This is a genomic window from Flavobacterium sp. YJ01 (genome assembly GCF_029320955.1).
Lineage (GTDB): Bacteria > Bacteroidota > Bacteroidia > Flavobacteriales > Flavobacteriaceae > Flavobacterium.
This window is the reverse complement of record NZ_CP119757.1, coordinates 203,727-229,980: the sequence shown is the minus strand read 5'-3', so window position 1 is coordinate 229,980 and position 26,254 is coordinate 203,727. Positions and strand designations below refer to the sequence as shown.

25 protein-coding genes are annotated in these 26,254 nt (G+C 35.4%); 11 read left to right on the top strand and 14 right to left on the bottom strand.

Features of this window, described 5'->3' with window-relative positions; genetic code table 11:
• Positions 1-30 precede the first annotated feature (30 nt).
• The 3 genes from P0R33_RS01095 to P0R33_RS01085 all read right to left on the bottom strand — a co-directional run bounded on the left by P0R33_RS01095 (position 31) and on the right by P0R33_RS01085 (position 2,326).
• Positions 31-891 carry a helix-turn-helix domain-containing protein gene (locus P0R33_RS01095; RefSeq protein ID WP_223705962.1) on the bottom strand — a complete coding sequence of 287 codons (861 nt, stop codon included), beginning with the start codon at positions 889-891 and terminating at the stop codon, positions 31-33.
• A gap of 73 nt (positions 892-964) precedes the next feature.
• On the bottom strand, positions 965-1,480 hold the full coding sequence (locus tag P0R33_RS01090; protein ID WP_139261751.1) for a hypothetical protein: 516 nt from the start codon (positions 1,478-1,480) through the stop codon (positions 965-967).
• 507 nt (positions 1,481-1,987) lie between these two features.
• Complete coding sequence (locus P0R33_RS01085; protein ID WP_276173703.1) at positions 1,988-2,326, bottom strand: hypothetical protein; 339 nt, start codon at positions 2,324-2,326, stop codon at positions 1,988-1,990.
• Positions 2,327-2,364: 38 nt separating this feature from the next.
• Here P0R33_RS01085 and P0R33_RS01080 point away from each other — a divergent pair, with 38 nt between their 5' ends.
• On the top strand, positions 2,365-3,099 hold the full coding sequence (locus P0R33_RS01080) for an MFS transporter (protein WP_346429613.1): 735 nt from the start codon (positions 2,365-2,367) through the stop codon (positions 3,097-3,099).
• Complete coding sequence (locus tag P0R33_RS01075) at positions 3,096-3,488, top strand: MFS transporter (protein WP_255596546.1); 393 nt, start codon at positions 3,096-3,098, stop codon at positions 3,486-3,488. Before P0R33_RS01080 ends, P0R33_RS01075 begins: the two co-directional genes overlap by 4 nt.
• A gap of 321 nt (positions 3,489-3,809) precedes the next feature.
• Here the strand turns inward: P0R33_RS01075 and ric are convergent, their stop codons facing one another.
• The 6 genes from ric to P0R33_RS01045 form a co-directional block, all read right to left on the bottom strand.
• Complete coding sequence (gene ric / locus P0R33_RS01070) at positions 3,810-4,541, bottom strand: iron-sulfur cluster repair di-iron protein (RefSeq protein ID WP_179006573.1); 732 nt, start codon at positions 4,539-4,541, stop codon at positions 3,810-3,812.
• Positions 4,542-4,570: 29 nt separating this feature from the next.
• On the bottom strand, positions 4,571-6,082 hold the full coding sequence (gene nadB, locus P0R33_RS01065) for an L-aspartate oxidase (protein WP_179006576.1): 1,512 nt from the start codon (positions 6,080-6,082) through the stop codon (positions 4,571-4,573).
• A gap of 516 nt (positions 6,083-6,598) precedes the next feature.
• Entirely contained in the window at positions 6,599-8,833 is a 2,235-nt protein-coding gene (locus P0R33_RS01060; RefSeq protein WP_179006578.1) for a nitric-oxide reductase large subunit, read from the bottom strand.
• Positions 8,834-8,868: 35 nt separating this feature from the next.
• The gene (gene azu, locus P0R33_RS01055) at positions 8,869-9,393 is read right to left on the bottom strand and encodes an azurin (RefSeq protein WP_179006579.1); all 525 of its coding nucleotides are present in this window, start codon (positions 9,391-9,393) and stop codon (positions 8,869-8,871) included.
• A gap of 109 nt (positions 9,394-9,502) precedes the next feature.
• Positions 9,503-11,497 (bottom strand): TonB-dependent receptor, encoded by a 1,995-nt coding sequence (locus P0R33_RS01050; protein ID WP_179006624.1) that lies wholly within the window; start codon positions 11,495-11,497, stop codon positions 9,503-9,505.
• Between the two features lie 61 nt (positions 11,498-11,558).
• Positions 11,559-12,410, bottom strand: coding sequence for a FixH family protein (locus P0R33_RS01045; RefSeq protein ID WP_056205597.1), 852 nt, complete (start codon positions 12,408-12,410; stop codon positions 11,559-11,561).
• Between the two features lie 577 nt (positions 12,411-12,987).
• Here P0R33_RS01045 and P0R33_RS01040 point away from each other — a divergent pair.
• The 7 genes from P0R33_RS01040 to P0R33_RS01010 are packed head-to-tail and all read left to right on the top strand — an operon-like array spanning position 12,988 to position 19,680.
• Complete coding sequence (locus tag P0R33_RS01040) at positions 12,988-13,464, top strand: cytochrome c (RefSeq protein ID WP_056205596.1); 477 nt, start codon at positions 12,988-12,990, stop codon at positions 13,462-13,464.
• Between the two features lie 35 nt (positions 13,465-13,499).
• A complete protein-coding gene (nosZ, locus tag P0R33_RS01035) occupies positions 13,500-15,473 on the top strand; it encodes a Sec-dependent nitrous-oxide reductase (RefSeq protein ID WP_131423942.1) in 1,974 nt (657 codons plus the stop codon).
• A gap of 56 nt (positions 15,474-15,529) precedes the next feature.
• Positions 15,530-16,534: a nitrous oxide reductase accessory protein NosL gene (locus P0R33_RS01030; RefSeq protein ID WP_056205592.1), complete on the top strand. Its 1,005-nt coding sequence runs from the start codon at positions 15,530-15,532 to the stop codon at positions 16,532-16,534.
• Positions 16,535-16,570: 36 nt separating this feature from the next.
• Positions 16,571-17,803: a nitrous oxide reductase family maturation protein NosD gene (locus P0R33_RS01025; protein ID WP_056205590.1), complete on the top strand. Its 1,233-nt coding sequence runs from the start codon at positions 16,571-16,573 to the stop codon at positions 17,801-17,803.
• Entirely contained in the window at positions 17,800-18,522 is a 723-nt protein-coding gene (locus P0R33_RS01020; RefSeq protein WP_056205589.1) for an ABC transporter ATP-binding protein, read from the top strand. The genes P0R33_RS01025 and P0R33_RS01020 overlap by 4 nt, the downstream gene beginning before the upstream one ends.
• 10 nt (positions 18,523-18,532) lie before the next feature.
• Positions 18,533-19,273: an ABC transporter permease subunit gene (locus tag P0R33_RS01015; RefSeq protein WP_242412113.1), complete on the top strand. Its 741-nt coding sequence runs from the start codon at positions 18,533-18,535 to the stop codon at positions 19,271-19,273.
• 23 nt (positions 19,274-19,296) lie between these two features.
• Positions 19,297-19,680, top strand: a complete 384-nt coding sequence (locus P0R33_RS01010; protein WP_056205587.1) for a group III truncated hemoglobin — start codon at positions 19,297-19,299, stop codon at positions 19,678-19,680.
• 157 nt (positions 19,681-19,837) lie between these two features.
• On the opposite strand, the gene P0R33_RS01005 is transcribed toward P0R33_RS01010, so the two are convergent.
• A complete protein-coding gene (locus tag P0R33_RS01005) occupies positions 19,838-20,434 on the bottom strand; it encodes a Crp/Fnr family transcriptional regulator (RefSeq protein WP_056205585.1) in 597 nt (198 codons plus the stop codon).
• Between the two features lie 403 nt (positions 20,435-20,837).
• On the opposite strand from P0R33_RS01005, the gene hemN reads away from it, so the two are divergent.
• Both hemN and P0R33_RS00995 read left to right on the top strand, forming a co-directional pair.
• Positions 20,838-22,202, top strand: coding sequence for an oxygen-independent coproporphyrinogen III oxidase (gene hemN / locus P0R33_RS01000; protein WP_184161184.1), 1,365 nt, complete (start codon positions 20,838-20,840; stop codon positions 22,200-22,202).
• A 246-nt stretch (positions 22,203-22,448) separates the two neighbouring features.
• Positions 22,449-23,129, top strand: coding sequence for a Crp/Fnr family transcriptional regulator (locus tag P0R33_RS00995; RefSeq protein WP_184161276.1), 681 nt, complete (start codon positions 22,449-22,451; stop codon positions 23,127-23,129).
• Between the two features lie 5 nt (positions 23,130-23,134).
• On the opposite strand, the gene nadA is transcribed toward P0R33_RS00995, so the two are convergent.
• From nadA to P0R33_RS00975, 4 genes are all read right to left on the bottom strand, one after another.
• On the bottom strand, positions 23,135-24,064 hold the full coding sequence (nadA, locus tag P0R33_RS00990) for a quinolinate synthase NadA (protein WP_184161187.1): 930 nt from the start codon (positions 24,062-24,064) through the stop codon (positions 23,135-23,137).
• Between the two features lie 158 nt (positions 24,065-24,222).
• Positions 24,223-24,657: an Rrf2 family transcriptional regulator gene (locus tag P0R33_RS00985; RefSeq protein ID WP_179006589.1), complete on the bottom strand. Its 435-nt coding sequence runs from the start codon at positions 24,655-24,657 to the stop codon at positions 24,223-24,225.
• Between the two features lie 33 nt (positions 24,658-24,690).
• Entirely contained in the window at positions 24,691-25,140 is a 450-nt protein-coding gene (locus tag P0R33_RS00980; RefSeq protein WP_179006591.1) for a CopD family protein, read from the bottom strand.
• The gene (locus P0R33_RS00975; RefSeq protein WP_276173701.1) at positions 25,137-25,925 is read right to left on the bottom strand and encodes a hypothetical protein; all 789 of its coding nucleotides are present in this window, start codon (positions 25,923-25,925) and stop codon (positions 25,137-25,139) included. Before P0R33_RS00975 ends, P0R33_RS00980 begins: the two co-directional genes overlap by 4 nt.
• Between the last annotated feature and the right edge of the window lie 329 nt (positions 25,926-26,254).

Here is a 26,254-nt window from a genome sequence, read left to right as displayed (position 1 = left end):
TAGTTTGGTTCAATAAGTTATGAAAAGAGGTCAATTAGAGTGGATGTGGTTGGGGCTATACCCAAATTCATTTTTAAAGGCTGCACTAAAATTTGACAAGCTGCCATAGCCAAAGTCCATAAAAATTTCGGAAGGTGTGACTTGGTTATTATGTAACAATTCTTTGGCCTTGTTAAGCCGTTTTTTCTGAAACCATTTCCCTGGAGATTTCTGGTATATACTTATAAATTTTCTCTTAAAAGTAGAGGCACTCATATTGCACAGAAAGGCTATTTCGTCAATATTCAAGTTCGTATAAAGGTTCTTTTCAATTACCATTTTAAATGATAATTCTCTTTCATTGATTAGTAAATAATGTAAGTAATCTAAAAATACCGTCCCATATTTATCAGCCAGATAAAGCATTATTTCTTCAAATTTCAGTTCCAAAATCTTTTGAGAGATAGATTGTTGCAAACCAAAAATCTGTTGGAGCGAATGAATATAATGGATGATAAAATTGTCTTTCTCTAAGAGGAAATAAGGTATATCCGTTATCTTTTTATCTGAGGCATTCTGACTGAAAGAATGGGAATGTTTCAATAAAAAATCGGTGATGTTTTTGTGAGAAAAGAAGAAGAGTAAACAACGGTATGAGCTTACACCTACCAGTTCGGTAACCAAAACATTATTAGATGTGATAAGTAGCGATTGTGTTTCATTGATTGAAATGATATCATTAGAAAAGTGAATGTTTTTTTGACCATCCAATAAGAAACTGAATACATTTTTATTCAGGCCAATCCTGTTTCTAGAACCGTTCTTATACACTTCGTAATTGAAAATTTGCAAATCCGAAGTATGAGTTTCGTTATGTTCCCATAGATCTTCGGGAAGGTTTGTAATGTCCATCGTCAAAATTAAATTGATTTTTTACGGAGTGTTCTTTGGTTGTGTCATTAAAAAATTCGTTCCAAAAGCGATTTTAGCCATTTGAGTTTTTTCTTGCTGTAAGGAGGGTACTTGATAACGCCTTACCACCTGACGAATAGATAAGCTCAAAAAGCTGTTGCTTTCTTTCATCCATCTTTTTCGGGAATATTTCCAAAAGTTTTTCCGAAACCTTTTCTGCAAAGCTATCTAAGCTTGTAAGGTCTTCTTTAGAAATATCCCAAAAACCTGCGGGAAGCCGAATCTCATCTTTTCCAAAATCTGTCCCGTTGTATCCGAGCCGGTATTCGGCACCGAGCAAGGTAAGACATACCATAAAAAGCTTTGTTTGCTTTTTGAAAATATACCGCCTTGCTTTTTTATCCAGATTAAATAATTCGGCTACCAATGGTTCCTGATCTGTACAGCTAAACATAATGTCCACTCTTCCATCGGGAAAAATAATGACTTCTTTATCTTCATCGGTATGATTGGCGCATAGCAGGAAACTCTCCACAAAACCGGAGAGCCGTTTGTCAGGAACAATTTTTATGTACTCAAAATCTTGCATCGTTTTTATGTGCATCTGACCTGGGAAGAAATATTGGATATTCTTAATCAATCTGTCAGATGAATTATATATGCAAAACTAACAAAAAAAACAGTCTAAAATACACCACCACACCCGGCAAATTCTGAGTGTGGTGGTGTAAGATTTTACCATTAATGAGGTCGTATGGGCTGTTACAACTCATAGATTTCTTTTAATGCTTCTTTCAATGCCAAAGGTTTTCTTCCCAAAAGGTTTTCCAGATCGTTTGTTACCTCTTCAAACTGGTGGTTTTTCTGATCTTCGGCAAAACCGGCGGTTAGTAAAATGGCAAATTCGGGAACGCCAAACTGCTTTAGTTTTTCGATAAACTCTGTTGGGGCGGCATTGGTGTAAGAAACCGATTTGCCTGAACGATTTAGTAACCTAACCTTGTCATTTTAAGTCCAAAACTTGTCGGACACCTACTTCCAAATTTTGCCTCACGTTTTATAAACCACTGTATATGAACGGTCTTAACCGTTTTGCTTATTTTTGCTTTCTCCTAATATTTTTAGCTAAAAAATCGACTTTCACCGCTACATATTCGGCATAGCCACGGGCATTTGGTGAAAGTGCAAAAACCGCTTCGCCTACTTCAAAACCATCGGCACCAACCGTTTTTTCTACAATTTCGCCAGATATATCCCAACCTATGGAAAAGATGAAAGCTGAGAATGCCAGTTTTGAAACTGGAAAGGCTGCTCTGCAAAACTGGTACAACAATGATCGCGGGGAATCGCTTTTTGCGGAACTGTCATTTAATTTTAAAAAAAAGTATGAGGAATAAAATAAAAAAAAGATGGAGTACAGTTTTATTGTTTTCATCTGCCCAAGCTCTTTTTCAGACGGGCTCTATATTGGTTATGGCTTTATCTGGTCTTGTCGGTTTAGAGATTGCGCCAGAGAAAAGTCTGGCTACGCTGCCCATTGCTATGATTTCAGTTGGAACCGTTCTTATGATGATTCTCGCTTCTCTTATTATTAAAAAGATGGGCCAGAGAAAAGCATTTCTTATTGGGACAATCATCGGCGTGCTTGCGGGAATGCTTTCATTTTACGCTATTTTAAAAAACTCATTTGTTCTATTTGTTTTAGGAAACACCCTTATAGGAGTCTGCCAGGCTTTTACACAATATTATCGTTTTGCCGCCGCCGATTCGGTTCCTCAGAAGATCAAAGGAAAAGCAATATCATTTGTGATCGGAGGCGGAGTTGTGGCCGCAATTGCGGGACCGGCCTTAGTCAGATCTACCCAGAATATTGGCGCGGTTTCATTTGCCTATTCCTTTTTATCCATCTCTTTTTTGAGTATCATTTCTTTTCTGGTTATTTTTGGTCTAAAAGAGAAAAAACGTATAACGGCGCAGCAGAAGGATTTTCAGTTTAAGCAATCAACACCGCTGGGGGAAATTATGGGACAGAATAAAACCATTTTGGCTTTATTATCCTCGGCAGTAGGATATTCCGTGATGATAATGATTATGACCGCAACACCTTTGGCAATGCACCACTGCGGCTATTCCGGCGATGATTCGTCTGTTGTGATACAGTGGCATGTGCTTGGAATGTATGTGCCTTTTTTTTTACCGGCACTTTGATTGAGAAATTTGGCACGGGCAGAATAATTCTGTCTGGTGTAGGCATACTGTTTTTGCATTTATATCTGGTTCTGACAGGCACTGATTTTCTTCATTTTGTGTCCGGTCTTATCTTTCTTGGAATAGGCTGGAACTTTATGTTTGTAGGCGGCTCAACTTTATTGTCAAAGGTATATCGAGAAGATGAAAAAGAAAAAGTCCAGGCTTTTCATGATTTTTTTGTTTACATTATCATGAGCATTTCGAGTCTTTCAGCAGGAGACCTTCTGAGCAGGTGGGGATGGAAAGGAGTAAACATAGCTGCAATTCCAATGCTTCTAATTGTTCTCGGGGCTTTTGCAATTATGAAAGCGAAACATAAAAGAGAAAAAAGAGTGGCTGGTTTTTAACGCCAAGAAAGCGAATCATTTCAAACAAATAAAAAATGGCGTCAAATTGTCTTCAATTGGCGCCATTTGGCTTTGTGACCCCAAAAGGACAAATCACGCACCATTTTATGGAGGATTTGAAGAGATTGGCTTACTGGAAGTAGAGGCTGTCTTTCATTGGCTTTATGAATTTGGTTTGGATGTCCCGTTGGGGATTGATGGAATTCGTATCTAATCTTTAATATGAGAGATGCGAATTTTAACCTACAGCTTTAGTAATTGATTTAGAGGGTAATATTTTTCAGAATAGCATGTGCAACGATTGTGCGATAAATTAATAATTTAAAGAACTTTATCTAAGCTTTTTTCAAGTGATACGGCTTTTGGAAATAAAATATTATTCTCTAAATGAATATGCTTGTGCAGGTCACGTTCAAATTCTTTAAGCATTGCCAAAATTACTTTGTAAGTATTACAGGTATCTTCTGCAGCGGTATAATTTCTAGTTAATGCAGCAATTTTTTTAAAGCGTTGTCCTACTGTATCATGTTCTTCTTTGTTTAAAATTATTTGATTTTCAAGAGTCCCAAAGTGTGCTATCTCTAAAAATAATCCTTTTGTGTGCGCCTCTTTTATTTTTTTTATAAAAGGAAAAAGAATCTGCTCTTCTTTTCTCATATTGGCAGAGAGATCTAAAATAGATTCAGTAAATAGAGTATTAATTTCAAAGAGTTCAGGATTTGCTTCACCATGAAGAGTACATAATTCATTTAATGATTTACGCAAGACGGGTGTTTTTTCAGCTACATATCTATGATGTGTTTTTTCTATATAGTCTGCCAAAAGATCCACTGACCATGATTTATAATCAAAAGATTGGTTGGCCAAATTATTTTTTGCACAATCAAGCTCGTCAATTAGAAGAGACTCCGCAATGCCTCGTTTTTTGCACACTTCTTTTAAGGTACGATGGCCTTTGCAACAAAAATCAATGTTATATTTTGAAAAAATTGCTGCCGCTCTAAAATCATAAGCTACGATTTCGCCAATTGTGGTTTTGTTTGTTGTTTTCATAGGAAGTTATAAAGACTTAAGGTTATTAATTAGCATGAATGAGTTTTTTCAGGTTGGCATTGTTTAATAATAATTAAGGCCGTTGTTAGCATATTGGAAAACTCAATAAATGGAATTGTAATTTCATTTCTATCTATAAGATTTTCTGCTTCGTTTTTTAGCATTTTTATTTTTAGCATTGCCAAATGCGAATCGCGGTCATTGCTGGCATAAAAAGAAGTTATAAGTTTCTGCAGTTCTTCTTTTAAAATTAGGAATGGGCCGTAGTCATTTTTAATATTTGCATTTGGAAATTTGGGAAGAAGGATTTTTGAAGAAAAAATAAATGCTGCAATAGTTTTATCAATGTTGTTGGATGCCTGATGAGCAAAAACCAAAGCTTCAAGAAGTGAATTAGAAGCCAATCGATTTTTCCCATGTAATCCTGTTCTGGCACATTCACCAATGGCATATAAATTTTTGATTGTAGTGACACCGTTGCGGTCTACTTTAATACCACCACATTGGTAATGAGCCGCAGGAACAATTGGAACCAGATCTTTTTCCGGATATAAACCTATTTCATTGCAATGGGCGGAAATAGAAGGAAAATGTTTAAAAAAATCAGCTTGATCTAAATGTCTACAATCCAGATATACATGTTTTTTTTGAGTTTCGAGCATTTCGATACTAATAGCACGGGAAACAATATCTCGGGTAGCTAGTTCACCTCTTAAATCGTATTTAAAAAGAAATCTTTTGTGTTCGTCGTTTACAATATAGGCTCCAAAACCTCTTACAGCTTCTGAAATTAAGAATAGGGGATTTTTATTCCCGGAAGCTAATGCTGTAGGGTGAAATTGCATATATTGCATATCTTCGATTTCGACTCCTGCACGAGCCGCCATTGCAATTCCGTCACCAGTAGCAATCGCAGGATTGGTTGTGTTTTCAAAGAGTTGTCCGCAGCCGCCTGTGCTAAGTACAATAGCTCTGGTACGTATATATTTTATTGCGTTATTGTTCTTATGATAAAAGAAAGCACCGGTGCAATTCACTTCATTGCGTTTTGTTTCAGTATTTAATTCTATGACCTGATGATTTTCTAAAAGTTCAATATTTGCTGTTTGAGTGATAATTGAAAGGAGCTTTTTTTCAATTTCTAATCCTGAACTGTCTTTATGATGTAGAATTCGATGTTGTGAATGGCCACCTTCTAGACCTAAATCCCATTGGCCTTCCTGATTTTTATCAAATGTGGCACCAAGTTCTATTAGTTCTTCTAATCTTTCGGGAGCTTGTTGAATAACCATTTTAACAATTTCTTCATCACAAAGTCCAGCGCCAGATTTCAGCGTATCTTTTATATGCTGTTCAAAACTATCCTTCAATTGATTGGTGACTACAGCTATTCCTCCTTGCGCAAGTTGCGTATTGGTGTTGTTAGCTTTTTCTTTTGTCATGATACAAATAGATAAATCGGGGCGTTTTCTTGCCGTTTTAATGGCAAAAAATAGACCTGAAATACCAGAACCTACTATTAGAATATCAGTTTTAGGCATGTTATTTGGTTTAAGAAAGTTTATGCATTTTTTATGGATTTGAGCATTTTAAGCTTCACTTATTATGTATCTTTTAAAATATAAATAAGTTTTCCCTGTATTTGTTTTAATAAAGATGTATTTACTACGTATCAGTCTTTGTGGAAAGGAGTCGGAATCAGCTTTTTATAAAATACTGCTTTTAAAGACTCGCACACGATTCCGACTTCTGTAGCCACAATGAAAACGGTAGTAGGGGCCCGTTTTAATAAATTAAATAATGACTTATGTCAACCAATATCAAGCTACCTTTAAAATATGAATTCATATTCTTGATGTGCAACATTTTTAGAGGTTCGGTATTTTTTGAATTTTCAAACATCTAAAGCACTAATAATACCGAGTTTTTTTTGAACATCACTCCTTAAATGTTCGCCAAAGATCATTTTTTATTTTAAGTACAAAACAAGTTGCTCAAGGCTTTGATTGAAAGAACATCTGGGAGTATATTCTCCCAGATGTTTCTATTTTAGTTTACTAACTTTTTTTTCTAAGGGTAAGGTCAAAGACAAACCAGCACAATGCCAATACTCCAAATCCGAAAATAGTATCGCCGATAGCCCTAAGCCATTTCAAGGTTACCATCGCTGGCTGCTGCATTAGTTCGGCCGAACGTGCATACCACATTCCGTGCTCGATACTTTCTATAGCTTGCCAAATTCCAACAGGAAGAAGACTCAATAAAGCCATAGCCAGCAATCCAATATTGGTAGACCAGAATATGAATTTCATTGCTTTTTCATTCCATATCTCATGTCTGTACAAACTGCGGAGCACAAATAGCATCAAACCAATTCCGAGCATTCCATAGACTCCAAATAAGGCAGTATGTCCATGCAAAGGCGTTGTGTTTAAGCCCTGAACGTAATATAAAGCAATAGGCGGATTAATGATAAAACCAAATACTCCGGCTCCTAAGAAATTCCAGAAAGCAACAGCAATCATAAAATAGATAGGCCATTTATAATCCTTGATCCATTGTGTTGATTTTGAAAGTTTGTAGTTATGGTAGGCTTCATACCCAATTAAAACCAGAGGCACAATCTCCAAAGCGCTAAAGGTTGCCCCAAGAGCCATCACAGCAGTTGGCGTTCCTGAGAAATAAAGATGATGAAATGTTCCTAAAATTCCTCCAGACATAAAAATGATAGTAGAGAAAATAACATTCAGCGTTGCTGTTTTTGTTTTTAACAGACCTAAACGAACAAATAAGAAAGCAATTACTACAGTAGCAAACACTTCAAAAAAGCCTTCTACCCATAGATGCACAACCCACCATCTCCAATATTCAGCAATTGCCAGATTGGTCTGTCTTCCCCACATTAGGCCAGCTGCATAGAAAGTAGCAATAGCGGTACATGAGATTAGGAACATTATGATAAGATTTCTTTCGCCTGTTTTTTTCTTCAGTACCGGAAGTAAAGGACGAACCATTAATGCCAGCCAAAGAAACAATCCTACAAGAAGGAATATTTGCCAGAATCGACCTAAATCTACATATTCGTAACCTTGATGACCAAACCAGAAGTTTTCTACCAAATTAAGTTTCTGCATTACCCCAAACCATTGTCCGGCCATTGAGCCTAATACAATTAGAATTAAAGCATAGAATAAAAAATCAACACCAAATGTTTGAAATTTTGGGTCTTTCCCTGCAACAGCCGGTGCAATGTATAATCCAGTTGCAAGCCAAGCGGTTGCTATCCAGAATATAGCCAGTTGAGTATGCCAGGTTCTTGTTACTGCGTAAGGCAGAATCTGATCCAGAGGAATACCAAAGAATCCGTTTCCTTCTACGCCGTAGTGTGCAGTAATGACCCCCATTACAACTTGCAATACAATTAAAAGACTTACGACCCAAAGATATTTTTTTATTCGAAACATCGAAGGTGTCATTCCTTGTTTTAATAGTGGATCCTGAACTGGTATTTCGAAATGCTCATCTTCGCCTGATCGCACATGATAAAAAATTAGAACACCGATGCAAAATAACAGCAGTATGATACTAACTCCTGACCATACAAGAAGATCTTTGGTAGCCACATTTCCAACTAATTCATCAGATGGCCAGTTGTGTGTGTATGAAATTTTCTGATTTGGTCTTTCTGTTACAGTTGCCCAGGTTGCCCAAAAGAAAAAAGCGTTCATTTTATGCATTCTTTCCGGATCTTTTATAGACATTTTTGGAATCGCATAATTATGGCGTAGTGTCTCAAATTTGGGATCATCCATAAACAACCCTTCATAATACTTACTCAAATAGGCTATGGCTTCAATCCTGTTTTGAGAAATGGTTATGATGCCAGTACTACTGTCGTAGGTGTTTTTGCGAACATCATTTTGTAGCCTGATTTTCATTGTGGCCTGCTGCTCTTCTGTCAGTTCTGCAAAAGTTTTTGCATATTCCTTCTCGGATAATTTATCCAAAATAAACACGGCTTCTCTATGCAGCCAGTCTGCAGTCCAGTCTGGCGCTACATAAGCACCATGTCCCCAAATAGTACCAACTTCCTGTCCACCCATACTTTGCCATACATTCTGCCCATCCTTAATTTCCTCAGCGGTAAAGATTACGTTGTTGTTTGGCCCGACTATTTCGGTTGGAATAGGAGGTGCTTCCTGATAGATCTCGTATCCGTAATATCCTAAGACAGAAAAAGAGATACTCATCACAAGTGCAAAACCTATCCACAGTTTTTTTTCCTTGCTCATTATAATGATTTTAGTTTTTTTATTAAAAAAATGCTTTATTCTACAATTAATTTTCCTTTCATCATCGATACATGTCCAGGGAAAGAACAGATAAAATCGTAAGTTCCTGGTTCGTCTATTGTAAACTCGATAACATCACTTTCGCCGCCGCCAATTATTTTTGTATGGGCAATTACTTTTGCTTTTTCAGATGCTGGTATGTAATCTGTGTCTTTAGCCTCTACAGCTTTAAGTGCAAAATCAGAAATATCAGTTCCAGGTTTTAGAATTACTAAATTATGTCCCATTGCGATTTTTTCCATCTTGCCGACATGTTTTAGTGTAAGGGTAATTTTTCCTGCGGGAGCTCTTAATTCAGTTACAGAATATTGCATTTGATCATTGCTCTCAATCTGAAGATCATTTGTAGCGACTGGGGTTTCGATCGGATTTTCTTCGTAAGTTTCTTCAGTTGTGGGTGTTGCAACTGTTTCTATGTCTTTTGAATCTTTTTTTCCGCATGAGAATAAACTGAAAATTGCAAAGGCTGCTACGAGGGTAATCTTGAAAGACTTTTTCATTGTTTTTGGTTTTTAAATGTTATTGAAATTTAATACTGTAAAAGTATGGCTAACGTTTTTTTTGGTTTATGATTCTAATCATAAAGGCGGATTAATTTTGCTTCAAATCTTAGTGAAAACTATAAGTAAGATTTATAAAAGCATTGCGTCCCATTCGTGGTATTTTGTTCCAGTCTGAAAAAGTAGCGTAATATTTATCAAAAATATTTTCAATACCTGTTTGCGCTTTTATTTTGCTTTGATTCCAATTAAAGCTATAACCTGCATTGATATTAAATATCAGGTAATCGGGTGTTTTGGTTTGCCCGTATACTTTTGCGAAGTCATTTTGTGCAAGATTTCCAGAGGCAAATATTCCCGCATTGATTTTTTCTTTTTTAAACTCTATTCCGGCATTATATCGGAGCGGACTTATAAATGGAAGGTTGTTTTCCTGATCATCTTTCCCCAGACTGTAGGCGATCTGTGTTTTTAAATTCCAGTTTTGCAAAAAGGAGTATTCAAGATTAAAATCAGTATTAAAAATTATAGCATAATTAATATCGTCGTAGATTTTTATACCCGATGCTCCAATCGTCATAGGCAGCGTGCCTGGGTCAATTTTTCCGATGATATAATCTGAGATATAGAAATACGAAGCCGTAATTTTAGACGTTAGCCTGCCATTTTTATAACCAAAAAAAAAGTTTCCTTCTACTGCTTTTTCATTTTTTAAATTTGGATTTCCTATATAATCGTAAAAATCATTGCTGTTATACAGATAAAAGCCATAGCCTTCAGAAACAGAAGGTGCTCTTTCGGCATAAGCCAAACCAAATCCAAATTCAAACTTACCAGTATTTTTGGTATAATTTCCGGAGAGGCTTTTTAAGGATCGGTTTTTTGTGGCATCCATTTCAGGATAAAAAATACGAAGGCTTTGTAGTCCAAAATCATTGGCTACTGTATTAGAATGAAAACCTAGATTAATGCTGATTCTAAGAATGGTTTCGGGTGAGATTGTAATAATATCTTCTAATGATAATCCGTTATATAGCGTTCGAACATCAGGCCAGGTGTACATAAACATCAGATTTTCAGTTGGATCAACAGGATACATTGTCATCTCGGCTACAGCCTTATTATAAAAAGAATTCAAATCGGCTAGAAATTCATGATTTTCGTGTTTTCCTTTTATTTTAGAATAAAAACCATAGGTGTCAGACCAGCCCGGCATATCCATATGAATAGAAATTGCTGGTCTTTTAGTATCATCCATTTTATGGGTCATGGTATTAAAATATCCTTTTGTTTCCCAACCAGAAATAACAGCAGAATCTGGAATGTACTTGTAACTCAATGAAATGATTTTAGCTTCTGCCAATAAAACATCCATTGGAAGCGCCGGATAGCCAACATTCACAGCTTTATCATAAATAATCGAAGTTTCGAGTACATTCTTCTTATCGATAAAATAGCCAGCATTTGCCGAAATATTGTACTTGGTAAATTGAGAAAAATTAATTTCTTTTTCGTTTCCCGCTTTGTAGTTTTCGGCATCACGATGCATAAAATCAACATACGCAAAAAAGGTACTGTCAGTATAACCTAAAGCGGCACCAATAATCTTTTGCTGGTTATTGCTTTCATAACCAGAAGATAAACTGCCATTCCAGCCGTTTTTTCTGTGTTTATATTGATTTCGTTTTAGATCTATCGAACCTCCAATCGTAGCGCCATGACAGCTGGCCTGCTGACCTGAGGCAACTGTTGCCTCAGATAAATTTGAAATCTCGACATAAGAAGTCACGGGATCCATTTTATCGGTACAGGCACCAAAAATCCGCATACCATCAATGGTAATTACAGTACGCTCGGTTGACATATTGTTAATCGTAGGTTCCCATGCATATGCACCTCTTTTAATCATATTCATTTTTGAAGAACCCATCAGATAATCTTCTACAGACGTTAACGATTTGGGCTGTTTAAGATGTAAAGGTGTTTTTCTTCCTATAACTATAATTTCATGGAGATTTTCAGCTGCAAGACTATCATTCTTTTTTTCCTGTGCCCAGCAAGCTGTCGAAAAGATAGCTAAAAGGACTACGGTTATATTTTTCATCATAAGATAATTGTAAGAAAGAGCCAGTCAAAACCATCTCTTTCTTGTTAGTATTCAATATTTAGAATTCGATTTCTAAGAAAAGACTGCTTGCAGGATTTTCTGTCGTTACAGGCTCTCCTTTAAGTACATTATCTGAAGCATTTAAAAGTTGAAGATTAATTTTCCAATAGCCAGTCATTGTCAAAGAAAGTTTTCCGTTGTAAAAGCCATCGGTTGTAGATTGTGTTAAATCGGTATTATTAGGCGAACCGTGATTACCCATGCTGGGCATTCTTGGATCCATTTTTATTTTGAAATTATTCACGACAGGAAACGTCATCATATCCTGCATTTTATAAACACCAACGCTAATAGCGTTCGTGGCTACTTTAGGATTTTGGGGAGCGACATAGGCAACCAAATAACGAATGCCATCAGTACCTGTAAAAGTACTTACAGTTTTTTTTGCAGATACCAGAACTTTAATAGTATCAGCAGCTGTGTAAGAAAAGGTATTTACAGTATATGTAATTGTAAGATCCCAGTATTCAGTATCATTTTGAGCCATTTGAAAGATAATGTCACCTTCATATAATGTTTGTTTGCCAGAAGTTTTCATTACTTCGGATTTTGGGCAAGAATGCTTCATTGTAACCATATGCATAAGAGGTGTCCAGTTTATTTTGGCATCCTGAATATAGCTGTTCGTCTTTTTGTCCTTAATTCTAAGTGTGATATGATTGTAACCCTGGAGTAAAATACCGCTTTGAGAATAAAGCTCTATAGTATGATTGTCATTGGATATTTCCTGAATTTTTTGCAGCCCGGTGATTTCATCAATTGGAATCTGAGTGGAGGTATTATCATCTGAGGAGCATGAGAACAGAGAAATGGACAGCACTAAAATGGCTATGTGTTTTAAAATTTTCATTTGAATATTAATTTAAATTATGGATGTAAGGCTTCTGTCGAATGCAAATCCGAAGGAGAAGAAATTAGATAAGCGAAAAATTAATACTTGAAAATGGGGGGATGGAATACAAAGTAAGTGTTCAGATAAACGTAAAGATTTTTATATCGTGAGTTTATTTCTAAGATGACTTTTTGGTTGTTTTGAAAATTAAAAACGGGAATGTTTTCAAAGTATAGCAAAATAGTTTCAGTGATTTCAACTTTTTTCTCACTCGAGGAAGGTGTTTCATTTTTTAAGGCTTTTGCCAGCTCTTTCTTCAAATGGCATTTGCCATTACACTCTAGTTTAGGAGTATCCCTGTTTTCGCATAATTCTGCAGAAATATAATTGTAATTCAGTGCGTAATCCAAGATTGGAAATAGCGGTCTGAACAATACTGCAAAAAGGAATATGTAAATACAAAATTTCATTACCTGTATTTTGAAAGTACGAAGGTATCATGATCTTTTTTTTCATGTTATGATTGTGATCATACTTTATGTAATACAAGTTTTGGAATTTTGCTCTAAAGTTTAACAAATTAAAAACCTTAGTAATGAACAGATTATTTTTATTAACGATGTTTGGTTCTTTCTTGCTCGTATCGTGTGGGAAAGAAAAATCGAATACAGATCAGGATTTTTCAACTCCTACAGCTACAGAAAAAACAGCCGACGCCGAATCATACGATCCTAAACGAGGCTTGGGAAAATTTTCTACAGTTGAAGTTGGTACTTCCTTAGATCAGCCACTGGCTGAAAAAGGATTAAAAGTGGCCGAAGTAAAATGTACATCCTGTCACAAAACTACAGATGAAAAATTGGTAGGGCCTGGATGGAAAGGCGTTACAGGACGCAGAACTCCTCAATGGATTATGAATTTTATTACCAATCCTGATCCTATGATTGATAAAGATCCTGAATTGCAGGCTCAATTAGAACTCTGTATGATTCGTATGCCTAATCAAGGTCTGACCGATGATGAGGCCAGAAGTATTCTTGAATACATGCGCCAGAACGACGGCGTGAAATAACCAGAATAAAAAATTCAAATTCAAATGAGAATGTTATGAAAAATAAATTATTAAAATCAGTTTTTGCCGTTGCGTTAGGCTGTGCCTTCTTTGTTTCCTGCAAGCCCAAGGATTCCAGCGATACTGTCGATGGAGATGCTGCGCAAAAAGTTTACGTTGCTCCAGGTAAGTATGATGAGTTCTACAATTTTGTATCTGGTGGTTTCAGCGGTCAGGTAAGTGTTTATGGACTTCCTAGCGGTAGATTGTTAAGGGTTATGCCGGTGTTCTCAGAAGATCCACAAAGTGGCTATGGTTACAGTGAAGAAACAAAAGCCATGTTGAATACTTCGCATGGTTATGTGCCATGGGATGATCAGCATCATTTAGATTTATCTCAAACCAATGGAGAAGTTGACGGGCGCTGGCTTTTTGCCAATGCCAATAATACGCCAAGGATTGCACGTATTGACCTGAAAACTTTTAAAACAGCTGAGATAATCGAGCTTCCAAATTGTGGAGGAAACCATTCTTCTCCTTTTATCACGCAAAACACAGAGTATATTGTGGGGGCAAGCCGTTTTAGCGTTCCCGCAGATAATGACGATGGAGATGTACCCATTAATACATATAAGAAAAACTTTAAAGGACACCTTAGTTTTGTAAAAGTGGGTAAAGAAGGAGAGTTGGATCTTGCTTTTCAGATCGTAACTCCGGGTGTTAATTTTGATCTTAGTCATCCGGGGAAAAAAGAATCTCACGGTTGGTTCTTTTTCTCCTGTTACAACACTGAGCAGGCCAATACCCTGCTTGAGGTAAACGCTTCTAAAAATGATAAGGATTTTATCATGGCCGTCAATTGGAAAAAAGCTGAAGAGTATATTAAAGCTGGAAAAGGAAAACGTGTACCGGCAAATTATGTTCATAATACCTGGGATGAGAAAACCCAAACGGCTAAATCTGAAATCAAGAAAGAAGTATTGATTCTGGATGCTGCTGAACTGAAAGATATCTGTTATATGATTCCCTGTCCTAAATCTCCACACGGGTGTGATATTGATCCAACTGGTGAATATATTGTTGGAAGTGGAAAACTAGCAGCCCTTATTCCTGTATTTAGTTTTACGAAACTGAAAAATGCTATTGCCAAAAAACAATTTGATGGTAGTTATGCAGGAATTCCTGTGATTAAGTATGAGGCCGCTCTTCATGGCGAAGTTCAAAAACCGGGTTTAGGACCACTACATACCGAATTTGACGGAAAAGGGAATGCCTATACTACAATGTTTGTTTCTTCTGAAGTAGTAAAATGGAGCATAAAAGATTTAAAAGTTTTAGATAGAAAAGCCACCTATTATTCTCCAGGGCATTTAATGATTCCGGGAGGCAATACAGAGAAACCATTTGGAAAATATATGGTGGTTTATAATAAAATCACTAAAGACCGCTTTTTACCAACTGGCCCGGAATTAGCGCAAAGTGCACAATTATTTGACATTAGCGGGGATAAAATGAAGCTTTTATTGGATTATCCAACCATTGGAGAACCTCATTATGCGCAAGGTATTCCAGCTGATAAAATACGCAATAACGGTCAATTGAAATATTACAAAATGGCAGATAATCTGCATCCTTACGTTGCCAGAGGTGAAAAAGAAACCAAAGTGGTCCGAGAGGGAAAAAAAGTACATGTTTATATGACTTGTATACGTTCGCATTTTGCTCCCGATAATATTGAAGGTATACGAGTAGGGGATGAAGTTTATTTCCACGTTACCAATTTGGAACAGGATTGGGACGTTCCTCACGGATTTGCTATTAAAGGGGCAAATACTGCTGAGTTGCTGATCATGCCCGGAGAAACGATTACACTAAAATGGGTTCCTCAGAAAAAAGGAATTTTTCCATTTTATTGCACGGATTTCTGCAGTGCACTTCATCAGGAAATGCAGGGTTATGTTAGAGTTTCACCTGCAGGAAGTAATGTGCCAATTACGTATAGTTTGGGTACGAATTTACCAAAGGAATAACTAATAACCAGTGAAGGGGACAAAGTTTTCTTTGTTCCCTTTTTATTTGAATCATCATGAAAAATAAAATACTTTCAATTTTTTCAAGAGCAGTACTTTTTGTGTGTGGCTTTCTGTTAATAGGGTCCATTTTTGTTCCCATGTGGAAAATTGAACTGACAGCTCCACAATATCCTGAAGGTTTGGTTTTAAAACTTCATGCCACAAAAATTGCAGGAGATGTAGATATTATCAACGGATTGAATCATTATATAGGTATGAAAACACTTCATACCGAAGATTTTATCGAGTTTAAAATCCTGCCTTACATTTTAGGATTGTTTGGCATCATTGCTTTAAGCTGCTCTTTTTATGCTAAGCGAAATTCCTTGTATATATTGTTTTGTTCTTTTGTGCTTTTCGGAGTTTTAGCTGCTATTGATTTTTACCGGTGGAATTACGACTATGGCCATAATTTAGACCCGAATGCTGCCATACGGGTTCCAGGTATGGCATACCAGCCTCCATTACTGGGCTATAAACAGTTGCTGAATTTTGGCGCTTATTCTATACCTGATATAGGTGGATGGATGCTCATTACAGTTGGTGTCTTGCTTTTTCTGGCTATAATTAAAGAGAGGAAATCAGCTTTAGGATTTAATAAATTTTTTAGCGTTTTAATTATTGCTTCTTTTCTTTTTTCATGTTCAGGAGATAGACCAATTTCCATCAAAATAAATACAGACAATTGTGATTATTGTAAAATGGGAATAAGTGACGGTAAATATGGCTCAGAAATTATTACCCAAAAAGGCCGGGCATATAAGTTTGATGATATTGCCTGTATGGTCAACTATTGTAAAGAACATTCAGATATGAAGGTTAAGAGTTATTATGTACATGATTATACAAAGGAAAATGAACTAATTCAGGCAGAAAAAGCTTTTTTTATTTCAGGCGGCACAATAAAAAGTCCGATGCATGGTAACATTGCGGCATTCTCGACTGAAAGCCAATCACAAGCATTTGGAGCAGAATCAAAGGGAACAGAGATACAATGGGCGTCAATTTTAGAAAAATAATTTTGGGACGAAAATGCTAATTACAATCAATTAAACATGAAAATACTTCTCTGTCTTTGCTTCTCATTTTTTTTTACCTGTCTTCATTCTCAAAAGATTGAAGTAGGAAAAAATAGAGCCATAAAAACCATAAAAAAAGCTATACAACTGGCCAATCCCGGCGATACGGTGTTGGTTTACAAAGGTGTTTATAGAGAAGGAAACATAGTGATAGATAAAAAAATAATACTGCAGGGAATTGGCTTTCCTATCCTCGATGGCCAAAAAAAATATGAAGTGGTTTCTATCAAAGCTGATAGTGTAACCATTGCAGGTTTTAAAGTCATAAATTCAGGGTATGCCTCCCTGAATGATCCCTGCGGTATTAAAATATATAACAAAACAGGGGTTACCATAAAAGAAAATATTCTGGAGAATAATTTTTTTGGTATTTATGTTCAAAAAGGAATTGGCTGTATTATAAAAAATAACACAATAAAAGCCCATCAAAAACAAGAGCAGCGTATTGGGAATGGCATTCATTGCTGGAAAAGTGAAAACCTGCAAATTGTCGGAAACCAAGTCTCAGGACATCGGGACGGGATTTACTTTGAATTTGTGTCTAATTCTATTATTTGGAGGAACATCTCAAAGAGTAATATTCGATACGGACTTCATTTTATGTTTTCTAATGATGATTCGTACATCTCCAATGTGTTTAAAAATAATGGGGCAGGAGTGGCAGTCATGTTTACCAAAAATGTAAAAATGTTCCATAATTATTTTGCAGAAAACTGGGGAGATGCCGCGTATGGTTTATTGCTAAAAGAAATTTCTGATAGTTACATCATAGGAAACAAATTCATCAGAAATACTTCGGGAATTTATATGGAAGGAACCAGCCGGGTAGCCCTCTCAAAAAATATTTTTAGAGATAACGGGTGGGGAATGAAAATTCAGGCAAGCTGTATGGAAAACGAAATTTCCTTTAATAATTTTATCGCCAATACATTTGATATAAGCACCAATGGCAGTTTAGTTCTTAACCATTTCAATAATAATTATTGGGATAAATATGAAGGTTATGACCTTAATAAGGACGGAATTGGAGATGTACCTTTTCACCCTTTGAGCCTTTTTGCAGTGCTTACAGAAAACAATCCCTCTGCAATGTTATTATTCAGGAGCTTTATGATTACGCTTCTTGATAAGTCAGAAAAGATTCTGCCAAGTATTACCCCGGATAATTTTGTTGACCAAACCCCCGAAATGAAATCTCTTGTGTTATGATTACTTTACAAAATATAAACAAAAAATTTGGCAAGCTTCAGGTATTGCAAAATGTAAACCTGAAATTTAACGCAGGTGAGTGCATTGCACTTATTGGTCCAAATGGTTGCGGAAAAACGACCTTGATAAAATCCATCCTGGGAATGGTTTTACCGGACAGCGGTGATATTTTATTCAATAAAGAATCTATTCTTAGAAAGTTTGAATATAGAAATAATATTGGCTATATGCCTCAGATAGGCCGCTATCCAGATCATATGACTATTGGACAAATTATTGCCATGATCAAGCAAATCAGGAATTCGAAAGACATTCTGGATGAAGATTTAGTTAAAGCTTTTAAACTTGATAAGATGGATGATAAACAAATGCGCACGCTTTCCGGCGGAACAACCCAAAAAGTAAGTGCAACATTAGCCTTTCTTTTTAACCCTGACGTCCTTATACTTGATGAGCCAACTGCAGGATTGGATCCCCTGGCATCAGAAATCCTGAAGGAGAAAATTATTAAAGAAAAGGAAAAAGGAAAATTAATTTTGATTACCTCTCATTTGTTAAGCGAACTTGACGATATGATTACCCAGATTATTTTTATGCAGGATGGTAAAGTGCATTTTCATAGAAATATAAACGAACTGCTTGAATCAACGGGTGAAATCAAAATTTCAAAAGCCATATCTAAAATTTTAAAGCAAAAGAGTCATGAACAGGATCATTAAAATTGTATTGTTGGATATTCTTAAAAATAAAATCGTTCTGAGTTACACTTTTGTTTTGGCCTTGCTCTCCTGGGGATCTTTTGGCCTTGAAGACAATTCTGCTAAAGGGCTGTTGACAATTTTGAATGTAATTTTATTTACAGTTCCATTAGTTTCGATACTTTTTTCGACGATATATATTTATAACAGTTCTGAATTTATTGAACTGTTACTCAGCCAGCCATTAAGGCGAAAAAAAATATGGATCAGTTTATTTGCCGGGCTTTCCATTGCAATGATTTTGGCTTTTTTGCTGGGTGCGGGAATCCCCCTTGTAATTAATGCGCCTGATGCTTCAGGTGTTATGATGCTTTTGTCAGGATGTTTAATCTCGGCTGTTTTTGTGTCTTTAGCTTTTTTGAGCTGTATTTTGACTCGTGATAAAGCAAAAGGAATTGGTGTAGCGATTATGTTTTGGATGTATTTTGCAATACTATTTGACGCTTTGGTTTTATTTCTGTTGTTTCAGTTTGCCGAGTATCCTATTGAAGAGGCAATGGTGGGGGTAACGGCCCTGAGCCCAATAGATCTTGCACGTATTCAGATTCTCTTACATCTTGATCAGTCAGCTATGATGGGTTACACAGGCGCAATTTTTAAAGATTTTTTTGGGACAACTATTGGATTGATTATCTCTTTTTTTCTATTGATTTTATGGATTGCGATACCTTTTTTTATTTCAGTCAGAAAATTTAATAAAAAAGATCTTTAACAATTAATATTTAATACTCAATTATGAAGGAGAAGATAAAAACAGATATTAAAAACAGACAGGATATCAAAATATTGGTTGATGCTTTTTATGGTAAGGTTCAGACAGATGCTACTATCGGATATTTATTTACCAAAGTGGCGAATGTTAATTGGGAAAAACATCTTCCAATTATGTATGATTTTTGGGATAATATCCTTTTTCATTCCGGAAATTTTGAAGGAAACCCGATGATGAAGCATCGGATTTTAAATCAGAAAAGCCCCTTAACTGAAACTCATTTTAAACATTGGAATAAGTTGTGGAAAAAAACTGTTGATGATTTATTTGAAGGACCAAAAGCATCAGAAGTAAAGATTAGGGCTCAGAGTATTTCGAAAATGATGATGAATAAAGTAGTAAAATAAAGTGATAAAGTAAAAAACGGGCGCTCGAAGAGCGCCCGTTTTTAAATTAAATGCTATTAGAGCTGAATTAATAATTTTCATTTAACCTCCACAAAGAAAGAAAAATATTTAAAAAAGATATATGATCTGAATCATATATTAAAGTATTTAAGAAATTTCAATAAAATATTTTATGATCTATAATTTCTATTTTTTTTTTCTTGTTCATAATAGAAATTGTCCGAATGACCGTCTCAACGCGCAAACCAGTAAAATCTGCAATTTCCTGACGGGTATACTGAATTTTCAGTCTTTGATTTGGGGGAATATTCTGCTGTTTTTTTAAATTATCGAGAAAATACTGTACCCGGTACTCAGGTTTATGATTAATTATATTTTTTGAAAATACTATTTTATTGTAAATTCTCCAGGCAAAGACTTTTAATATTTTCGATTGGATTTTTGGATTTTCTTCAAGAAGTAAAAAGAAGTTGGCTTTTGAAAGTTTTAAGAGCACACAATCGGTCTGTGCTACTGCTGAGGCTGGATAAGGCTGATCAATAAAGAGGGGCGGTTCGCCAAAACTGCTTCCATTTTCAAAAATTCCTACTGTCAGGTCTTTTCCGTCTTCATTGGTATAGGTCATTTTTACAGTCCCTTCAAGAATCTGATAGAAGTATAGGGGAGGATCATTTTCGTAAAATATGATACAGTTTTTGGGTGTTTTTTTTGCAACAGCGCCCCAAGTGAATAGCAAATCTGTATCAATATCCATTTTTTCTAAAGTTATATGTATTTATAAATGATGCGAAATATTTCATCGCTTGAAGACAGCGCCTGCGGTTATTATTGATTTTCATGAAAGCGGAGGTATATGTTTTAAGCAAAGAAAAGAAATCAGGTATAAAAAAAACATGATAAATATTAGGTTTTGAAAGTTTTGTTGAAGCTAGAATAGGTGTTAAATTAAAGATTTATAAAAAGATATTTTTAATTTAAACTGGTAGCTAATCTTTTGGAAGTCATTGTGTAATCTGAAGTGTTATGATATTTATCATATTACAAAAGCAGTATACTTCGGATATTTGTAATGCATTAGAATGGTAATAGCTAAAAAGATTCATTTCAATTAAAAAAAGTTCTATTTCATTTTCTTCCTAATTTCTAAAATTAAAATTATGTCAAAGTCTTTAATTCAAAAATATAATGTTCCAGGTCCCAGATATACCAGTTATCCAACTGTTCCGTACTGGAATGAAATACTTTTTTCAATAGAGGCATGGAAGATTTCTTTTCAAAAATCATTCTTGGAGAGCAATTCACAAAATGGGATTAGCCTATATATTCATTTGCCTTTTTGTGAAAGTTTGTGCACTTTTTGCGGATGCAACAAACGAATTACTAAAAATCATTCAGTAGAAGAAAAATACATCATGGCTGTTTTAAAAGAATGGAGTATTTACTGTGGACTGTCTTCTGAAAGACCAATCATAAAAGAAATTCATCTGGGAGGTGGAACTCCGACTTTTTTCTCATCAGAAAATTTAGAAAATCTTATAAACGGTATTTTTAGGTTAGCTGATAAAGCTGAAAATCATGAGTTCAGTTTTGAAGGACATCCCAACAATACGACTTATGAGCAGCTTAAAAAATTATATAATCTAGGGTTTCGCAGAGTAAGTTTTGGTGTTCAGGACTATGCGGAAAAAGTCCAGAAAGCCATTCACAGGATTCAGCCATTTCACAATGTGGCAAAAGTCACCTTTTGGGCAAAAGAAATTGGTTATACCTCAATAGGACACGATATTATTTTTGGATTGCCTTTTCAAACAATTGAAAACATTGTGGACACCATCGAAAAAACAAATTCTTTAAAACCAGATCGATTGGCTTTTTACAGCTATGCGCATACGCCCTGGATCAAAGGAAATGGACAACGTGGATTCAATGAGGCAGATCTTCCAAAAGATGTAGAAAAAAGAAAATTATATGAGACAGGAAAAAACCTGCTTTCTCAAAACGGATATCACGAAATTGGGATGGATCACTTTGCTTTAGCTTCGGATAGTTTATATAAGGCTGGTCATACTGGGGAATTGCATCGCAATTTTATGGGATATAGCTCGTCAAAAACCCAGTTAATGATTGGATTGGGAGTTTCAGCTATCAGTGATAGTTGGTACAGTTTTGCTCAAAATACAAAGAGATTGGAAGAATATTATCAACTTTTGGAGTGCGACAAACTGCCTGTTGTCAAAGGACATATTCTTGATAATGAGGATTTAATTATTCGAAAACATATTCTCAATTTAACCTGTCAATTTGAAACTTCGTGGAATGATAAAGCTTTTTATTTTGACGAATTACCAAGTGTTTTGTCCGATTTAAAGGAAATGGTAAATGATAATCTGGTAACTATTGAAGAAAATAGAATCAAGATCACAGATGCAGGGAGACCTTTCGTCCGTAATATTTGTATGGCTTTCGATTTGCATTTGAAAAGAAAATCTCCCGAAACTAATCTTTTTTCAATGACAGTCTAAACGATTAATAGAATTCCTTGCACAAATTGACTCTGAAATTTTCTAGGTATGCTAATTATTAAACATGATATCCTGGCAGGGTTGATTCTTTTAACTACTTTCTGGATTTAAGATCACATCGATATGCCAGTAGCCACTGTATCAATCTTTCAAGAATAATTTTGCTGGAAAAGAAAATTATTCAAATTTTTCAAGTAATGTAGTGTAGTAACTCTAATTATTCTACTTTTGCAGCAAAAAATTACTATGAATAAATGCGATAAATGTATTGTAAGACAGCTTAGTGCATTGAAAGCACTAAACAAAGAGCAAATCATACAATTGGCAAATAGTAAAAGCACTCAGGTAATTAAAAAAGGGGAGGCTATAATAGAGGAAGGAGAAGTAATTAATGGGGTTTTCTGTATAAAAGATGGTATTGGAAAACTTTCTAAATTAAGTGCCAATGGAAGGGACCAAATTGTTAAACTTGTAAAGTCAGGTGAACTTCTGGGGCAACGTTCAATGATCAGCAATGAACCTGCAAACTTGTCGGCTACAGCAATTGCTGATATGGAAGTTTGTTTCATTCCAAAATCTGAAATCATTCAATTTTTTAATAATAACAATCAGTTTTCAATGAACTTAATGCAGTCTGTTTGTGATGATTTGAAACATGCTGATGATCATACTGTGGATATGGTCCAGAAAACTGTTAAGGAAAGACTGGCTGAAAAGTTATTATATCTTAGTGACACCTTTGGTGTAAATGCTGATCAATCCTTAAAAGTGCAATTATCAAGAGAGGAACTGGCCGGAATGATCGGTACAGCCACCGAGAGTTGCATCCGATTGCTTTCTGAGTTTAAAAAATCAGGGTTGATCGAATTAAAAGGAAAGCTGATTTTTTTAAAGGATATTAAGGGATTAAAAAGAGAAGCCAGCTAACATCATCATTTGGATAATTCCAGCATTCTTTCAATAGGGACAAACGCTTTTTTCATTATATCAGCAGGAACTTTAATTTCAGGCGTTTCATTAAGCAAACAGTCATGTAATTTTTGTAACGTATTTACTTTCATGTAGCCACATTGGCTGCAGGCACAAGTGTTGTCTTCGTTTGAAGGTGCCGGTATCAATATTTTATCAGGAACTTCCAGTTTCATTTTATGAAGAATTCCCACTTCTGTAGCCACAATAAATTTGGTGCCCGGATTGGTTTTAACATATTCAATCATTCCTGCTGTCGAACCAATATAGCTGGCTGTTTTTAAAATATGGGTTTCAGATTCAGGATGGGCAATAATTTGCGCATCTGGATTTTGTTTGTACAATTCAATTAATTTATCAAATGAAAATGCTTCATGAACCACACATGCACCGTCCCAAAGCAACATTTCCCTGCCTTTTTGTTCCATTACATATTTTCCCAAATTTTTATCGGGAGCAAAAATAATGGGTTTGTCTTTCGGTATAGAATTGACGATTTTAACGGCATTAGAAGAAGTTACCACAATGTCAGTTAAAGCTTTAACCTCTGCAGAACAATTCACATATGTAATAACAATGTGGTCTGGATGGGCTTGGGTAAATTGTTGAAATAAATTGGCGGGACAAGAGTCAGCCAACGAGCAGCCTGCATTCAAATCAGGAAGAATAACTTTTTTACCTGGATTTAAAATTTTTGCAGTCTCAGCCATAAAATGTACTCCTGCAAAAACAATTATATCAGCATGCACCTGCATTGCTTCTTGTGACAATCCCAGGCTGTCGCCCACATAATCTGAAACATCCTGAATATCGGATTCCTGATAGTAATGTGCCAGAATAACTGCATTCTTCTCTTTTTTTAGTTTCAGTATTCGCTCTTTAAGGTTTTTCATTATTAAATTATTTTTAATTATTCTCTTTTGTTTTAAAACAAAAGATTTGATGCTGATACTTATGTTGGGTTTTTAAAATCGGTAAGTTTTTTGAAAATTAAGTTTTGTTCGTTTTTCGGAAAATCCAATCAAACAAAGCTTTTATTATGACACTAAAATTAATACCTAAGGAAGGTCTCTCCCGATTTAATACCCAAAGCCAATTCTTCAAGATTGGTATTTTCAAGCGTGAAAACCAAATCGTTTCGAATAGATATAAATTTATCGTGCATCGGACAAGGATGGTCTTCAGAACAATTACTTAATCCTAATGCGCAACCGGTCAAAATGCGATCGCCATCCAAAGAATTGACTATTTGCGCTAATGTAATTTCTTTCATATTCTCTTTGGAAATTTCAAAACCTCCGCCCACTCCTTTTATAGATTTAATAATATTGTCTCTCGATAGGATTTGAAGAATTTTGGCTGTAAAAGCCTCCGGAGAATCGATTTTTTTGGCAATTTCTTTCAAGCCGATGCGATTGTCCTGATAGGATTGAAAAGCAATAAAAATAGCTGCACGAATGCCATATTCACATGTTTTAGAGAACATAATCTTTTTTTTGTAATGTATAAATCATATAAATCAAAGCCCGCCATAACGCACAAAAGATCCAAAAACAACCATCAAAACCCCAATTATGGTAACTGATAGAATATGAAAGGTCATTTCAGGCAACTTCTCAGCACCTTTTTCTAGCTTTGGCAACACTCTAAATTGCGCACTCAAAGCAAAAAGAACCGTCAATAATAACAGAGCTAATTTTGTTGAAACAACTTTTTCTATAGGTGTCTCGAACTGAAACCAATATTCGATGCTAACACCATATTTATAGGCCATTAAAATTCCGGTAATGACCAGCAAAACCAGAGCAGTCATGCCAACAGGTTCATACTTTCTTTCATAATCGAGAATTATATTCTGATTTTTTTCTTTTAATGCTTGTGGCAAAAAACCAAAGACAAGCAACAAATGACCACCAACCCAAATGGTGGCACTCAAAAGATGGATGATTAACAATAAATGGTGGCTCATATAGTTTTAGGTTTTAGTTTCACAATTTTAACAGATAGCATTATAAGGCCTGCTGGCATAAAAATACTGGATAAGAATAGATTTTGATAATAATTCGGTAAACTACCTTTACCCAAGAAAAACCAAATGCCCTGAAGAAACAAAAGAATTTCAGTTGTAAAAAATCCGAATAAAAAAATTGCGATTCCCCATGTTTGAATACGGTTTCTCGAATTTAAAAAATCATTTTGTAATGCAAATCCAAACAGGAAACCTGTAATAATTCCCAACATGGTCAAGTGAATGTATCCAATGACAAAATTACGAATCTGATGGGATACATGTGCCAATTCCGGAAACAAAACCACCAGTTGAATAAAGACTTTTAAAGCCAATGAAAACAAAGCAAAACCATAAACTATTTTTGTGATCGTTGGTAAAACAGCAAAAAAGGACTGAAACTGCGGGCGGATAAATTGTATAAAAAGTACCGCAGCATATAGCTGAAGCATTACTCCAAGAGCATTTAACCAATAAAAAATCGGGTTAGGCAAATACCAACTTACCGGCAAAGCCAATGTTAAAAAAGTAGAAGCAACAAATAAATTATAAAATATCCTGAATTTTTTAGCTTCAATAATAAGTTTTGCCTGTTTGAAAAACAAAGCCAAAATGGCAAACAGGAACCAGCCATTAAATTGAAAATGAAGAAAAAACTGAATCGCAATTTGATAAAGAGCGCTTGCTTTACCTAACAATGAAACTGCAGGACCCAGGCACCAGACACCCAAAGTAGAAAAAATCATGAAAAACAAAGCCGCACGAAGCAGCTTTCTTTCAGCCAGAGTTGTTGGATTGGCATCCTTTATAATTAAATAACAAAAATAGTAGCTGCAAAAAATATGCAAAGTCGAAAAAAGAATAGAAACAAAAGCATATCCTTGAGCAGGAAAATCAATCATCATTCCGACTACGGCCAGTTCTGTTGTCCAAAATAATTGGTTGTAGATGGGTTTTTGCTGTTTTTCTTTTGGAACAAAAAAATGAAAAATCAAACAGTACAACATCATATAGACCCAGCCTAACATCGCCACGTGTGAATGGCCGTGCATTAAAAACTGAAAATTGACTCCGG

Bases quoted from the DNA above. Each gene is read 5' to 3' on its own strand.
- P0R33_RS01095 (WP_223705962.1), bottom strand. From the start codon at position 891: ATGGACATTACAAACCTTCCCGAAGATCTATGGGAACATAACGAAACT.
- P0R33_RS01090 (WP_139261751.1), bottom strand. From the start codon at position 1,480: ATGCAAGATTTTGAGTACATAAAAATTGTTCCTGACAAACGGCTCTCC.
- P0R33_RS01085 (WP_276173703.1), bottom strand. From the start codon at position 2,326: ATGAAAACAATAAAACTGTACTCCATCTTTTTTTTATTTTATTCCTCA.
- P0R33_RS01080 (WP_346429613.1), top strand. From the start codon at position 2,365: ATGGCTTTATCTGGTCTTGTCGGTTTAGAGATTGCGCCAGAGAAAAGT.
- ric (WP_179006573.1), bottom strand. From the start codon at position 4,541: ATGAAAACAACAAACAAAACCACAATTGGCGAAATCGTAGCTTATGAT.
- nadB (WP_179006576.1), bottom strand. From the start codon at position 6,082: ATGCCTAAAACTGATATTCTAATAGTAGGTTCTGGTATTTCAGGTCTA.
- P0R33_RS01060 (WP_179006578.1), bottom strand. From the start codon at position 8,833: ATGAGCAAGGAAAAAAAACTGTGGATAGGTTTTGCACTTGTGATGAGT.
- azu (WP_179006579.1), bottom strand. From the start codon at position 9,393: ATGAAAAAGTCTTTCAAGATTACCCTCGTAGCAGCCTTTGCAATTTTC.
- P0R33_RS01050 (WP_179006624.1), bottom strand. From the start codon at position 11,497: ATGAAAAATATAACCGTAGTCCTTTTAGCTATCTTTTCGACAGCTTGC.
- P0R33_RS01045 (WP_056205597.1), bottom strand. From the start codon at position 12,410: ATGAAAATTTTAAAACACATAGCCATTTTAGTGCTGTCCATTTCTCTG.
- P0R33_RS01040 (WP_056205596.1), top strand. From the start codon at position 12,988: ATGAACAGATTATTTTTATTAACGATGTTTGGTTCTTTCTTGCTCGTA.
- nosZ (WP_131423942.1), top strand. From the start codon at position 13,500: ATGAAAAATAAATTATTAAAATCAGTTTTTGCCGTTGCGTTAGGCTGT.
- P0R33_RS01030 (WP_056205592.1), top strand. From the start codon at position 15,530: ATGAAAAATAAAATACTTTCAATTTTTTCAAGAGCAGTACTTTTTGTG.
- P0R33_RS01025 (WP_056205590.1), top strand. From the start codon at position 16,571: ATGAAAATACTTCTCTGTCTTTGCTTCTCATTTTTTTTTACCTGTCTT.
- P0R33_RS01020 (WP_056205589.1), top strand. From the start codon at position 17,800: ATGATTACTTTACAAAATATAAACAAAAAATTTGGCAAGCTTCAGGTA.
- P0R33_RS01010 (WP_056205587.1), top strand. From the start codon at position 19,297: ATGAAGGAGAAGATAAAAACAGATATTAAAAACAGACAGGATATCAAA.
- P0R33_RS01005 (WP_056205585.1), bottom strand. From the start codon at position 20,434: ATGGATATTGATACAGATTTGCTATTCACTTGGGGCGCTGTTGCAAAA.
- hemN (WP_184161184.1), top strand. From the start codon at position 20,838: ATGTCAAAGTCTTTAATTCAAAAATATAATGTTCCAGGTCCCAGATAT.
- P0R33_RS00995 (WP_184161276.1), top strand. From the start codon at position 22,449: ATGAATAAATGCGATAAATGTATTGTAAGACAGCTTAGTGCATTGAAA.
- nadA (WP_184161187.1), bottom strand. From the start codon at position 24,064: ATGAAAAACCTTAAAGAGCGAATACTGAAACTAAAAAAAGAGAAGAAT.
- P0R33_RS00985 (WP_179006589.1), bottom strand. From the start codon at position 24,657: ATGTTCTCTAAAACATGTGAATATGGCATTCGTGCAGCTATTTTTATT.
- P0R33_RS00980 (WP_179006591.1), bottom strand. From the start codon at position 25,140: ATGAGCCACCATTTATTGTTAATCATCCATCTTTTGAGTGCCACCATT.
- P0R33_RS00975 (WP_276173701.1), bottom strand. From the start codon at position 25,925: ATGATTTTTTCTACTTTGGGTGTCTGGTGCCTGGGTCCTGCAGTTTCA.